Annotated in this window: 11 protein-coding genes and 3 tRNA genes; 8 read left to right on the top strand and 6 right to left on the bottom strand. The window is 72.5% G+C overall.

The genetic code is table 11. The features are described 5' to 3' along the window. A partial coding sequence (locus DNL40_RS16405) for a hypothetical protein (RefSeq protein ID WP_218926019.1) occupies positions 1 to 205 on the top strand: 205 nt, incomplete at its 5' end. A gap of 41 nt (positions 206 to 246) precedes the next feature. Further along, positions 247 to 1,269 carry a UDP-glucose 4-epimerase GalE gene (galE, locus tag DNL40_RS08660; RefSeq protein ID WP_111250831.1) on the top strand — a complete coding sequence of 341 codons (1,023 nt, stop codon included), beginning with the start codon at positions 247 to 249 and terminating at the stop codon, positions 1,267 to 1,269. 356 nt (positions 1,270 to 1,625) lie between these two features. On the opposite strand, the gene DNL40_RS08655 is transcribed toward galE, so the two are convergent. After that, entirely contained in the window at positions 1,626 to 1,988 is a 363-nt protein-coding gene (locus tag DNL40_RS08655; protein WP_111250830.1) for a metallopeptidase family protein, read from the bottom strand. Between the two features lie 31 nt (positions 1,989 to 2,019). On the opposite strand from DNL40_RS08655, the gene DNL40_RS08650 reads away from it, so the two are divergent. The 5 genes from DNL40_RS08650 (at position 2,020) to DNL40_RS08630 (ending at position 3,368) form a co-directional block, all read left to right on the top strand. Beyond that, positions 2,020 to 2,092: transfer RNA gene (locus tag DNL40_RS08650), tRNA-Glu, on the top strand. Between the two features lie 129 nt (positions 2,093 to 2,221). Continuing rightward, a tRNA-Asp gene (locus DNL40_RS08645) sits at positions 2,222 to 2,295 on the top strand. 51 nt (positions 2,296 to 2,346) lie between these two features. After that, positions 2,347 to 2,419 (top strand) — tRNA-Phe (locus DNL40_RS08640). A 140-nt stretch (positions 2,420 to 2,559) separates the two neighbouring features. After that, complete coding sequence (locus DNL40_RS08635; RefSeq protein WP_111250829.1) at positions 2,560 to 3,012, top strand: phage holin family protein; 453 nt, start codon at positions 2,560 to 2,562, stop codon at positions 3,010 to 3,012. After that, positions 3,009 to 3,368: a DUF3618 domain-containing protein gene (locus tag DNL40_RS08630; RefSeq protein ID WP_111250828.1), complete on the top strand. Its 360-nt coding sequence runs from the start codon at positions 3,009 to 3,011 to the stop codon at positions 3,366 to 3,368. The genes DNL40_RS08635 and DNL40_RS08630 overlap by 4 nt, the downstream gene beginning before the upstream one ends. Before the next feature lie 135 nt (positions 3,369 to 3,503). Here DNL40_RS08630 and DNL40_RS08625 read toward each other — a convergent pair whose 3' ends face one another. Continuing rightward, positions 3,504 to 3,716 carry a BldC family transcriptional regulator gene (locus tag DNL40_RS08625; RefSeq protein ID WP_111250827.1) on the bottom strand — a complete coding sequence of 71 codons (213 nt, stop codon included), beginning with the start codon at positions 3,714 to 3,716 and terminating at the stop codon, positions 3,504 to 3,506. 284 nt (positions 3,717 to 4,000) lie between these two features. On the opposite strand from DNL40_RS08625, the gene DNL40_RS08620 reads away from it, so the two are divergent. Then, complete coding sequence (locus tag DNL40_RS08620; protein WP_111250826.1) at positions 4,001 to 4,204, top strand: DUF3073 domain-containing protein; 204 nt, start codon at positions 4,001 to 4,003, stop codon at positions 4,202 to 4,204. Positions 4,205 to 4,358: 154 nt separating this feature from the next. On the opposite strand, the gene purM is transcribed toward DNL40_RS08620, so the two are convergent. The 4 genes from purM to DNL40_RS08600 form a co-directional block, all read right to left on the bottom strand. After that, positions 4,359 to 5,483, bottom strand: coding sequence for a phosphoribosylformylglycinamidine cyclo-ligase (purM, locus tag DNL40_RS08615; protein WP_111250825.1), 1,125 nt, complete (start codon positions 5,481 to 5,483; stop codon positions 4,359 to 4,361). Positions 5,484 to 5,544: 61 nt separating this feature from the next. Continuing rightward, positions 5,545 to 7,092: an amidophosphoribosyltransferase gene (purF, locus tag DNL40_RS08610; RefSeq protein WP_111250824.1), complete on the bottom strand. Its 1,548-nt coding sequence runs from the start codon at positions 7,090 to 7,092 to the stop codon at positions 5,545 to 5,547. Positions 7,093 to 7,124: 32 nt separating this feature from the next. Beyond that, positions 7,125 to 7,520, bottom strand: coding sequence for a hypothetical protein (locus DNL40_RS08605; RefSeq protein ID WP_111250823.1), 396 nt, complete (start codon positions 7,518 to 7,520; stop codon positions 7,125 to 7,127). A 92-nt stretch (positions 7,521 to 7,612) separates the two neighbouring features. Continuing rightward, a complete protein-coding gene (locus tag DNL40_RS08600; RefSeq protein WP_245885776.1) occupies positions 7,613 to 12,712 on the bottom strand; it encodes an ExeM/NucH family extracellular endonuclease in 5,100 nt (1,699 codons plus the stop codon). Between the last annotated feature and the right edge of the window lie 120 nt (positions 12,713 to 12,832).

The raw sequence follows: 12,832 nt of genomic DNA, 5'->3' as shown, positions 1-12,832 counted from the left end.
GGCTAGCGGCCGCCCGGATCGTGGCCGACGCCGGTCAGCCCCCGCCCCGGAGGCCGCAGCACCGACGACGACGCCGCAGGCCCCGCAGCAGGCCGCCGGTGCCGACGACGACGCCGCCGAGGACGAGGACCCGAAGCCGGGTCGCACCGGCGGCTCGGGCAGCTCCTGGCGCGACTTCTTCGGCCACCTGCTGGGCGGGGGCTGACCGGCGTCGGCCACGATCCGGGCGACCGCTAGCCTGAGCGCATGCGCGTCCTCGTCACCGGCGGTGCCGGCTACATCGGTTCCCACACCGTCCTCGCACTCCTCGGCGCCGGCCACGACGTCGTCGTCGTCGACAGCTTCGTCAACGCCAAGCCCGCCGTCGTCGGGCGCCTGGAGGAGCTCTCCGGCCGGACGGTGCCCGTCCACGCCTTCGACCTCACCGACACCGCCCGCACCGATGCCCTCTTCGCCGCCGAGCCGGTGGACGCGGTGATCCACTTCGCCGGCCTCAAGGCGGTGGGCGAGTCGGTCGCCAAGCCCGCGGAGTACTACCGCAACAACATCGACAGCACCCTGTCGCTCGTCGAGGCCATGCTGCGCCACGGCGTGAGCCGCTTCGTGTTCTCCTCCTCCGCGACCGTCTACGGCGAGAAGGCCCCCGTCCCCTACCAGGAGGACTGGGAGCACCTGGACTCCTCCAACCCGTACGGGCAGACGAAGGTGATGATCGAGCGGATCCTCACCGACGTCGCCGCCGTGAACGACGGTTGGAAGGTGGCGCTGCTGCGCTACTTCAACCCCGTGGGCGCGCACGCCTCGGGCCGCATCGGCGAGGACCCCTCCGGCATCCCCAACAACCTCATGCCGTACCTCTCGCAGGTGGCCGTGGGACGTCGCGAGAGGCTGACGGTGTTCGGCGACGACTACCCCACCGTGGACGGCACGGGCGAGCGGGACTACATCCACGTGGAGGACCTGGCCGCCGGGCACGTCGCCGCGCTCGAGCACCTGGACCGGATGGAGCACCGCACCCGCGCGTTCAACCTCGGCACCGGGACCGGCACGTCCGTGCTGCAGCTCCTGCACGCCTTCGAGCGCGCCGTGGGGCGGGAGCTGCCCTATGAGATCGGCCCGCGCCGCCCCGGCGACCTGCCGGCCTCGTACGCCGACCCGTCCCGTGCGGAGAAGGAGCTGGGCTGGCGCGCCACCCGCACGATCGACGACATGTGCGCGGACACGTGGCGGTGGCAGTCGCAGAACCCCGACGGGTACCCGGAGGGCTGAGCCGGAGCGCAGCGGGCGGTGCAGGCCGAGGCACGAGGCCGTCGCCGCCCGCGCAGCGCAGGCTCAGCCCGACCACCAGCCCCCAGGGCTGAGCCGGAGCGCAGCGGGCGGTGCAGGCCGAGGCACGAGGCCGTCGCCGCCCGCGCAGCGCAGGCTCAGCCCGACCACCAGCCCCCAGGGCTGAGCCGGAGCGCAGCGGGCGGTGCAGGCCGAGGCACGAGGCCGTCGCCGCCCGCGCAGCGCAGGCTCAGCCCGACCACCAGCCCCCAGGGCTGAGCCGGAGCGCAGCGGGCGGTGCAGGCCGAGGCACGAGGCCGTCGCCGCCCGCGCAGCGCAGGGGCTCGGGTGGCCGGGTCTCAGGCCCAGCCGAGCTCGTGCAGCCGCTCGTCGTCGATGCCGAAGTGGTGCGCGATCTCGTGGACGACGGTGATGGCGACCTCCTCGACGACGTCGTCGCGGGTGTCGCAGATGGCGAGGGTGGGGTTGCGGAAGATCGTGATGCGGTCGGGCAGGGCTCCGGCGGCCCACCCGAGGTCGCGCTCGGTGAGCGGCACTCCCTCGTAGAGCCCGAGCAGCCCGGGGTCCTCGGCGGGCGCGTCGTCCTCGACGAGCACGACGACGTTGTCCATCTGGGCCGTCAGGTCGGGGGGCACCGTGTCGAGCGCGTCCGACACCGCTGCCTCGAACTCCTCGCGCGACATCTCCACCACGGGGTCCATCCTCTCCCAGGTATGCTGGCTGACCGTCCCGGCCCCCATCGTCTAGCGGCCTAGGACACCGCCCTTTCACGGCGGGTACACGGGTTCGAATCCCGTTGGGGGTACTGGTCGGCGCACCGCGAGGTCGTCGGCAACCAGGGGCGTCGTCGCAGGTCAGAGGTCGATTTCAGGTTTACCTCCGCAGTGATGTACGCTTCTACCCGGCCCGAGAGCGAGAGATCGCAACGGGTCAAGGCCCTGTAGCGCAGTTGGTTAGCGCGCCGCCCTGTCACGGCGGAGGTCGCGGGTTCAAGTCCCGTCAGGGTCGCGCACCAAGCGCCCGGAACGTCGGAAACGGCGCCCGGGCGTTCGTGTCCGAGGCTCTGTAGCTCAGTTGGTAGAGCGCACGACTGAAAATCGTGAGGTCAGGGGATCGACGCCCCTCGGAGCCACCGGAAGACCCCCGGATCCTGCCCTGGATCCGGGGGTCTCGTCGTTTTTCTGCCCTCCTACCAGGCGTTCTGAATTGCCGGGTCCTCGGGAAGCGAGTTGAGTGGAACCCGCAGTCCTGCACACCGAGGATGGAGCAACGATGACCGACTGGGACGACGGCCGTACACCGTCCGCCGCGCCGCAGCCGACGCTGGGCAAGCTCTTCGAGCAGCTGTCCGAGCAGGCCACGCGGCTCGTGCGGTCCGAGATCGCGCTGGCGAAGGCGGAGCTGACCAGCAAGGCGAAGGCGTCCGGCATCGGCGCCGGGCTGCTGGCCGGCGCGGCGGTGATCGTCCTCTACGCCGTCGGCGTGCTGATCTGGGCGGCCGTCATCGGCCTGGCCGAGGCCTGGCCCCTGTGGCTGTCGGCGCTCGTGGTCGGCGTCGTCATGCTGCTCCTGGCGGGCGTGCTGGCCATGCTGGGTGTCCGGACCTTCAAGAAGGTCGCCAGCAAGCCCGAGACGATCGACCGCGTGAAGGACGACATCGCCACCGTCAAGGGTGCCGTCAAGGGCGACGACGCCACCGGGACCACCGAGGAGGCCCGCCCGTGAGCACCACGCCCGAACAGCAGCTCCCCCGCCCTGCGGGTCACGCGGCTCCCGGCACGGGTGCCGCCCCCACCGGCAAGGAGCCCACGGCCAAGGAGCTGCGCTCCGAGGTCGAGCGGGCTCGTGCCGAGCTCGGCGCGACGATCGACGAGCTGACGACCCGCCTCTCGCCGGGCTACCAGGCCGCGCAGCTCGCGTCGGCCACCCGCACGGCCGCGTCGGACGCCGGCGGGCTGCTGACCGGTGACGGTCTGCCGGCCGACGAGCGGCGGGCCCGCAACGTCAAGGTTCTCCTGGGGGCGGCGGGCGCCGTCGTCCTGGTGGTGACCGCCCTGGTGGTGCGCAAGGTCCGCAGCTGAGACGACACCCCTGCACGGGGCGCGACGACGACGGGTGCCCGGCGGCCTGAGGCCGCCGGGCACCCGTGCGTTCGTGCCACGTCGTCCGTGGCGGGCCGGCCCGGCTGCCGTGCGCGGCGCCGGGTCGTCGTCCTGCTACTGGGTGCTGTCCTCGGCGTTCTCGGACGCTGCCCCCAGCAGCGCCCGCACCTCGGACTCCTTGTAGCGTCGGTGGCCGCCGAGCGTCCGGATGGACGACAGCTTGCCGGCCTTCGCCCAGCGTGTGACCGTCTTCGGGTCCACCCTGAACAGGCTTGCGACCTCCGCCGGTGTCAGCAGAACTTCAGACTCTCCATGATGGAGCGACATCCGGCACACCTCCCCTGCTGTCGGCCGGTCTCGGGCGGCGCCCGAAGTGACGTGCACGGCCGCGTTCCTCCCATTGTGGGCGCAAGGACGATTTATGCGACTTGGGGGGAGGATGAATTGCGCGGCGACCTGGCACGGAGTCTCGCCAAGGTGCTCAGGATCACCGTTCGGAGTGGAGGGAATGCCTGCCGCTCATGTACCGTTGGACCCTGAACAGACACGCACTTACTCCGGGGCCGCACGTCTGAGCACGTCGCCGCCCCGCTCCACGTTGAGGGGGAGCCATGGGCCGCGGCCGTCAGAAGGCGAAGCAGACCAAGGTTGCTCGCGAGCTGAAGTATTTCAGCCCCGCGACGAACTACAGCGCGCTGGAGCAGGAGCTGCGAGGGAGCGGTCACACCGACGTCGCCACCGAGGACCGGTTCTCCCCGACCGCGGACGACGACTTCGACAACCGGTACCGCTCCTGGGACGACGACGAGCGCTGAGGCGCCCTGACAGACTCCCCGGCTGCACCGGCGGGTCTGATGATCCGAGTAGTAGTAGCAGTACACGAAGGGCCGGACGGCATCAGCCGTCCGGCCCTTCGTCGTGCTGCTCGGGCTTGGTGACCGGCCCGGTGAGGCCGGCCACCAGCTCCCGTCAGAACCGGTAGTCGTTCACGAGGCGCACGGCACCGCCGTCGACACCCTTGGTGCCGGTCACCAGGTCGTGCGACGCAGTCTCGAAGTCGAGGGACGAGACGGTGCCGAGCTCCCACGCAGGGACACCGAGGGCGGCGAGGCGTGCGAGCGCGGCGTCCGCGCCCTCGGCCCCCACGACGGCGACCATGCCGACGCCCAGGTTCAGCGTGCCCTCGATGTCCGCGACGGGGACCTTGCCGAGCTCGCGCACCATGCCGAACACGGCCGGCACCTGCCAGGAGGCGCGGTCCACGGTGGCCACGAGCCCGGCGGGCAGCACGCGCGCCAGGTTGGCCGCGAGCCCGCCGCCGGTCACGTGCGTGAAGGCATGCACCTGCGCGGCCTCGTCGGCGGCCAGCGCCAGCACGTCGGAGGCGTAGACGCGGGTGGGCTCGAGCAGCTCCTCGCCCAGGGTGCGGCCCAGCTCGTCCACGTGCCGGTCCAGCTCCCACCCGGCGTGCTTCACGACGGCGCGCACCAGCGAGTAGCCGTTGGAGTGCAGACCCGAGGACGCCATGCCGATGAGCACGTCACCGGGGCGCACGCGGTCCGGGCCGAGCACGGCGTCGGCTTCGACGATCCCGGTGGCGGCACCGGCGACGTCGTACTCGTCCGGGCCGAGGAGGCCCGGGTGCTCGGCGGTCTCGCCGCCCACCAGGGCGGTCCCGGCCACCTCGCACGCCTGCGCGATGCCCCGGACGATGTCGGCGACGCGCTCGGGCACCACCTTGCCGGTGGCGATGTAGTCGGTCATGAACAGGGGCTTGGCGCCCACCACGACGATGTCGTCGACCACCATGCCCACCAGGTCGAACCCGATGGTGTCGTGCTTGTCCATCGCCTGGGCCACGGCCACCTTGGTACCCACGCCGTCCGTCGAGGTCGCCAGGAGGGGGCGGCGGTACGCCGTGAGCGCACCGAGGTCGTAGAGCCCGGCGAACCCGCCCACTCCCCCGAGCACCTCGGCGCCCTGGGTGCGGCGCACCGCGTCCTTCATGAGCTCGACGGCCTTGTCGCCCGCCTCGGTGTCGACGCCGGCGGCGGCGTACGTCAGGCCTTCGTTCGTCACGTTCGGGTGCTCCATGCGCTCGGTGGTGGGTGGCTCGGCCCGCCGGCCGATGACTCGACCACCGGGCTGCGGAGGGTCAGGGGTGCTGGAGGGCGCCGGTGCCGCCGGCGGAGACGGACAGTGCCCGCAGGCCGTCCTCCGGGGCGCCCAGCGGCAGCTCCGGCTGCTCCAGCAGGTGCTTGCCGAGCTGCTCCTCGGGCGGCAGCTCGATGGGGTACTTCCCGGTGAAGCAGGCTGCGCACAGCTGGGAGGCCGGCTGCTCCGTGGCGGCGATCATGCCGTCGATGGAGATGTACCCGAGAGAGTCGGCGCCCAGCGACTGGCCGATCTCCTCGACCGAGAGGCCGTTGGCGATGAGCTCGGCCCTCGAGGCGAAGTCGATGCCGTAGAAGCAGGGCCACTTCACGGGCGGCGAGGAGATGCGCACGTGCACCTCGGCCGCCCCGGCCTCGCGCAGCATGCGGACCAGGGCCCGCTGGGTGTTGCCGCGCACGATCGAGTCGTCCACGACGACGAGGCGCTTGCCGCGGATGACCTCGCGCAGCGGGTTGAGCTTGAGGCGGATGCCGAGCTGGCGCAGCGTGTCCGAGGGCTGGATGAACGTGCGGCCCACGTACGCGTTCTTGGTCAGGCCCTGCCCGAACGGGATGCCTGACTCCTGCGCGTACCCCACGGCGGCCGGCGTGCCCGACTCGGGGGTGGGGATCACCAGGTCGGCGTCGACGGGGTGCTCGCGGGCCAGTGCCCGGCCCATCTCGACGCGGCTGGCGTGCACGGAGCGGCCGTTGATGACGTTGTCGGGGCGGGCCAGGTACACGTACTCGAAGACGCACCCGGCACGCTGCACCTCGGCGAAGCGCTCGGAGCGCAGGCCGTCGGCGTCGATCATGATGAGCTCGCCCGGCTCGACGTCGCGCACGTAGCTGGCACCGACGATGTCGAGGGCCGGCGTCTCGGACGCCACGACCCAGCCGCGCTCGAGGCGGCCGAGCACGAGCGGGCGCACGCCCTGCGGGTCGCGCGCGGCGTACAGGGTGCGCTCGTCCATGAACACGAGCGAGAACGCGCCGCGCAGGCGGGGCAGCACCTCGAGCGCCGTCTGGGCGAGGGTGTGGTCCTCGTCGCCGGCGAGCAGCGCGGTGACCAGGGCGGTGTCGGTGGTGTTGCCGCGGGCCAGCTCGCCGCGCCGCTGCGCGCCGTAGCGCTCCGCGACGAGGTTGACCAGCTCGGCCGAGTTGGTGAGGTTGCCGTTGTGCCCCAGGGCCACGGTGCCCGACGCCGTGGCGCCGAGCGTCGGCTGCGCGTTCTCCCACGTGACTCCGCCCGTGGTCGAGTAGCGGCAGTGGCCGACGGCGATGTGGCCGTGCAGCGCGTCCAGCGCGGTCTCGTCGAACACCTGGGACACCAGGCCCATGTCCTTGTAGACCAGGATCTGCTCGCCGTTGGAGGTGGCGATGCCGGCGGACTCCTGCCCGCGGTGCTGCAGCGCGTAGAGGCCGAAGTAGGCGAGCTTGGCGACCTCCTCGCCCGGGGCCCACACGCCGAAGACGCCGCAGGCGTCCTGGGGGCCCTTCTCGCCGGGCATCAGGTCATGGGTGAGGCGGCCGTCAGGGCGCAGAGGCATGTCACAAGTATCACACGGGCGAGCCCACCGGTTCAGCGCCCCTTGACGCTCCGGCGGTCCAGGAGCACGGCCACGAGACCTGCGAGCAGGGTGGTCACGGTGGTGGTGGCGAGCACCACGACGGTCACGTAGACGCCCGGCTTGAACAGCGGCACGCCCTGGGACGGGTCGTGGGTGAAGACCAGGTACAGGCCCAGCCCCAGGCCGATCGCGACGCCGAGCAGCGCTCCGATCCAGAAGAACGCCTTGTAGCGGGGGGCGCGACGCACCGTGCCGGGGTCGACGACGGCAGCCACCTCGGCCTCACGGCTCGCCTCCGGCGCGGTCGCTGCCTCGTCGGTGACCTCGGCGGCGGGGGGCGCGGCGGGCGTCGCGTCGGCGGTCGGCTCGGTGGTGGTGCCGGCCTGCGGCTGCTCGGGGGTGCTCACCCTCCCAGGGTAGCCAAGGGACGGCGAAGGCCGGGGGCGCGCGATCACCGCGCTCCCCCGGCCTCCGCCGGTCACCTCAGCCCGTCAGGGCGTCAGATCTTCCCCAGGTCCTGCCACGGGCCCCACAGCTCGGCCCCCGGGGCCTGGTTGCGGGTCCACCAGCGCGCCTTCCACAGGTGGCCGTCGTGGACGACGGTCTCACCACCGGTGTAGACCCACGAGTCGGTCCAGCGCAGGAACGTGCCGGTCGAGGTCTTCACCTCGGCACCGACCTCCATCCAGGAGCCCCACGGGGAGGCGCCCGGCGCCGCGCCCTGGGTCCACCACTGGGCCTGGTACACCTTGCCCTGGTAGGTGACCTTCTCGCCGCCGGTGTAGATCGTGGTCGGCGAGTAGGCGGGCACGGGCGGGGTGCACTCCACCGCGGCGTACTCGACGGTGTAGACCTGGTGGTGGCCCACGCCGTCCCAGTAGTAGCCGGCCACCTGCGCCGTGCCGGCGGGCACGGCCACCGCACCCGTGGTGAAGATCGCGTACGCGGCCTTGCCCGGCGCGACCTTCTCCAGCTTCTTGTCGCCGTACGGCGTCGTCAGCCGGATGTCCACGGGCACCTGCTCCCCGTTGACGGCGTAGACGGCGACGGCGGCACGGCCGTCGACGCACTGCGCGCGGGCGCTGAGGCCCGTGAGCGTGACCCCGGCCGGCGGGGCCGGGGCAGCCTCGACCGTGAGCGGCAGCAGCGCCGTCGTGCCCGACGGCGACGCGGTCACCTTCAGGGCGTACTGCCCCGCCGCCGTGGTGGCCGGCACGGTCGCGGCGATCGTGGCCGTGCCGTTCGAGACGGCCACGTCACCCAGGCTCACGCCCTCGGCCGCCGTGTCGTCCGCAGGGACGAGCGCGACCGTGGCCGTGGTGTTGCGGGGCGAGCCGAGCGACGTCAGGTCGAGGCCCGAGAGCTCGGCCGACGCCTGCTCCCCCGCACGGACCGTGCCCGGCAGCGCCCCCGCGACCACCCGCGTGCGGGCGAACGACGGCGAGAGCGGGGCGTTGTCCCGCAGGTAGGCGATCCACGCGTCGCGGTCCACGAGGCCCGAGTCGCGCACGTCCGTGGCCTGCGCGAACGTCCGGAAGTTGTCACCACCGGTCGCCAGGAAGCTGAACGTGGAGACCCGGAACGTGTCGTCGGGCTGGACGAGCTGCCCGTCCACGTAGACCGCCAGCACGTTGTCACCCGGCGTCGCGTTGCCGTCGGCGGTGCGAGCCACCCAGGTGACGTTGTCGGACAGGCCGAGCGCCAGGTACGGGCGCGACGGACGGGTGCCGTCCGCGTTGGTCTGCCACTGCTCCTCGAGGATCTGCTCGAGCTGTGCTCCCGTGACGGTCAGCGACCACACGTTGTTGACGAACGGCAGCACCGCGTTGGCCTCGGCGTACGTGATGACGCCGTCCTCGCCCACCCGGAGGTCGGCGCGCAGGCCGCCCGGGTTGACGATGCCGATCTGGGCACCCCCGCGCTCGGGGGCCGCGAGCGAGTCGCGCAGCGCGTTGCCCACGAGGTTGCCCAGCGTGGACTCCGAGGCACGGTCGTCACGGGACCCGCCGGTCCACACGCCGTCGACGTAGGAGCCGCCGGCGAACGCCGTGGTGATGTCGGCGGTGACCTCCGAGACCGGCTGCGAACCGATCTCGTCGGCGTGGGCGAGGGCGGCGTCGACGATCGTCTTGACCTCGGCCACCCGCGGGTACGTGCCCACGAGGACGTCGGTCGCCGTGGTGGTGCGTGCGACGTTCCGCGACTCGTGGTCGGTGACCTCACCCGTGGCCGGGTCGACGGTCAGCGTGGTGCGGCCGAGGAACTCGCCGTAGTTGCCCGTCTGGACGATCGGGCGGGTCTTGCCCTCGACGCCCGGCACGGGCGCGTCCCACGCGTACTGCTTGTGCGTGTGACCGGTGAGGATGGCCGCGACGCGGGCGTCCGTCTCGGTGACGAGCTCGGCGAACGGGCCGCCGGCAGCGACCTCCTCCTCGAGCGTGGCGCCGTCGGGCGTGCCCGCGGAGGCGCCGTCGTGCACCAGCGCGATCACCACGTCGGCCTCGCCGTTGGACGGGTCGCCGTCCTTGAGCTGGGCGGTGACGCGGTTGATGGCCTCGACCTGGTCGCCGAAGTCGAGGTCGGCCACACCGGCCGGGGAGACCAGGGTGGGCGTCTCGGGGGTGACCACGCCGACGAAGCCGACGTCGACGCCCTGGACGGACACGACCTCGTACTCCGGCAGGGCCGCCGTGGTGGTGCCCTTGAGGTAGACGTTCGCGCCGAGGATCGGGAAGTCGGACTCGTCGGTCACACGACCGGCGAGGTCCTCGAAGCCCTGGTCGAACTCGTGGTTGCCCACGGCCGAGGCGTCCATGCCGAGCGCGTTGAGGACGTCGATGGTCGGCTGGTCGTCCGCCACCGCGGAGGCGAACAGCGAGGCACCGATGTTGTCGCCCGCCGACACGAACAGCGTGCCCTCGGGGTTCTCGGCGCGCAGCTCCTCCACGGTGCCCGCGAAGGCCACGGTGTTGCCGTCGATGCGGCCGTGGAAGTCGTTGATGTTGAGGATGTCGAGCCGGACCGGACCAGGCTCGCCCGCGTCCTCGCCGGCCGTGAGGCCGACGACCACGGGGTTGTGGTCGGAGGAGCGGTACGGACCGTCCTCGTAGAAGAGCGTGCCGTGGTAGTTGTACCGGCTGTACTCCAGCGCGATGGACTCCTCGGCGTTGATCTCCCACACGTCGGCACCGGTGGTGCGCGCGAGAGCGGCCTCGTTCAGGAGCACGTGGTCGAGCGAGCCCGACAGGCCGCTGAAGGAGTACGAGTACTTGCCCGGCGCGAACGTGGTGGCGGCGTCGGTGTACCCGGCGTCGTAGAGGACGTGCATCGGGTCCTCGTGCGTGTACGCGTTGAAGTCACCGACCAGCGCCACGGCCTCGCCCGGCTCGGTCACCGTGGCGACCCAGTCGCGCAGCGCGGTGGCCTGGCGGACGCGGGACTCGTTGGACGAGCCCTGCCCGTCGCCCTTGTCCGCGTCGCCCGGCCAGGGACCGGCCGAGCCCTTGGACTTGAAGTGGTTGACGGCGACGAAGAACGGCTCGCCGCCCTCGACCGGCGCGAACGACTGGCCGATGGGCTCGCGGGCGTTGGCGAAGGCCTGCCCGTTGCGGCTCTGGTCACCCAGGGCGCGCGAGTCACCGACCCGCTCCACGACGGCGGGCTTGTAGATCAGGGCGTTGGTGATGACGTCCTGCGACGAGGCCGCGGGCAGGTCGGCCGATGAGGGCACGTAGGCCCACACGTCCGAGCCGGCGTCGGCGTTGAGGGCGTCGACCAGCGTGGCGAGCGCCTCGTCGGCCTCCTCGCCCAGCGCGGCCGAGTTCTCGATCTCCAGGAGGCCGACGACGTCGGCGTCCAGGTCGTTGATCGCCGCGACGATCTTGGCCTGCTGGCGGGCCAGGCTGGCGGCGTCCCACGCCCCGCGCGGGCCGTTGTTCGGCGCGTTGTTGACCGTGACCGGGTTGCCCTGGCGGTCCTTGTACGACGTCGCGCCGGGCCAGTCGGCACCCAGCGTCGTGAAGTAGTTGAGGACGTTGAAGACGCCGACCTTGAGGTCGCCGCCCACCGGCTCGGGGGCGCGGGTGCGGGTGTTCTCGAAGGTCACGGGCGAGGCGGTGCCCGCCGTCAGCGGGCCGGTCGGGTTCAGCTTCCACGTGTCGTTGCGGAAGTCGACGATCACCGGGGCGGTGAACGTGACGGGCGCGCCCACGCGGACGGGGTTCTCGAGCGAGACGTACGACGGCGTCATGGAGCTGTTGGCCGACGTCAGGAAGTTGACGCTCGCGCCGTCGTCGAGCACGACGCCGCGGGCGGCGTTGTCGGCCTCGACCGCGGCCTTCTCGGCCGAGCCGGGACGGCCCGCCTCGGTGCCCTGGACCAGCGGGCCCTCGCCGGCCGCCAGGCCGACCTCGCCGTACTGGTTCGTCGAGTAGGTGTTGGACACCGTGAAGGGGCCCTGCGGGGCGACCAGCATCGACTCGAGCGCCTCACGCTCGGCGTCGGTGGCCGGCCAGGCAGTCTCGAGCGGCGTGACGGGCTCGCCGGCGGGCAGCACCCGCAGGCCTGCCGTGCTGGACACGGTGATCTGCGTCAGGCCGTAGTACTCGCTCACGGCGCCGGTGACCTGGACGGTGTCGCCCACGCTCACGCGGCCCGCCGTGGAGGGCGAGTAGACGAAGAGGGCGTCCGAGGCGCCGGGCGTGGCGTCGGTGGTGCCGCCGGTGCCGGGCGTCTGGATCGTGTAGCCGGCGAGGCCGCCCGTCGGGTAGGCCGCGGTGACGACACCCGTGGTGGTCACGGTGCGGCCCACGAGCGGCGAGACGGCGCCGGTGCCCTGGATCTCGGCGATGGTGTGGGAGTCCTGCCCCGGCTCGGCGGGCGCCGTGGGCTCGGCGGTCGGCTCGGGCGTGGGCTCCGGGTCCGGCTGGCCGCCGCCCGTGCTCGTCTGCGGCGTGACCGTCTGCAGCACACGGAAGTCGGCGCCGTTGTCGTCGGTGTCGACGGCGTCGGTGCGGTTGATGGAGGCCGGCACGTTGTTGGCGCTCGGCGCGGGGGCCACGCTGGTCTCGAAGGTGTTCGAGGTGCCGTAGCCCAGCAGGTCGACGACGCGCGGGTCGCTGTTGACTCCCCCGCCCGCGGGCAGGGCGACGGCGGAGGTCGCGCGCACCAGGGCGATGGTGCCGGTGGTGCCCGAGGGGTTCAGGCTGCCGCTCGACTGGTCGGGCGTGGGCAGCGGCTGGCCGGTGGTGCCGTTGGAGCCGCCGGCCACGAGGTAGTAGCCGCCGGGGGCCACCGACCCGTCGAGCGCGACCACTCCGCCGAAGGCACCGGTGCTCGTCGCGGAGCGGTACTGGAGGGACATGCCGCTGAGCTCGATGGCCGCGTCGGTGGGGTTGTAGAGCTCGACGAACTTGTTCCGGTAGGGCGCGTTGGCGCTGCCGCCCGAGAGGTAGGCCTCGTTGATGACGAGTCCCGAGCCGTCGGGCGCCGCGGCTGCCGGGACGGCCAGGCCGATCGACGCCGGGACGGCGAGCGCCGCGCTCAGGAGCGTGGCGACCACGCCCCTCCTGCGCCGCGCGTGGGGTTCCGCGAGAGTCACGCTTGCTCCTCGATGAGAGTCACGGGTTTGCGCCCTCACCGAACCAGGCCCGCATGAACCGCTGATGAACGGTGTGTCACGGCTCGGCATCGCCGTGAGGTCGGGGCGCCGTCGGCCCGG

The organism is Xylanimonas oleitrophica, assembly GCF_003244315.1.
Lineage (GTDB): Bacteria > Actinomycetota > Actinomycetes > Actinomycetales > Cellulomonadaceae > Xylanimonas_A > Xylanimonas_A oleitrophica.
The sequence above is the reverse complement of the archived record's forward strand: the minus strand, read 5'-3'. Positions and strand labels throughout refer to the sequence as shown.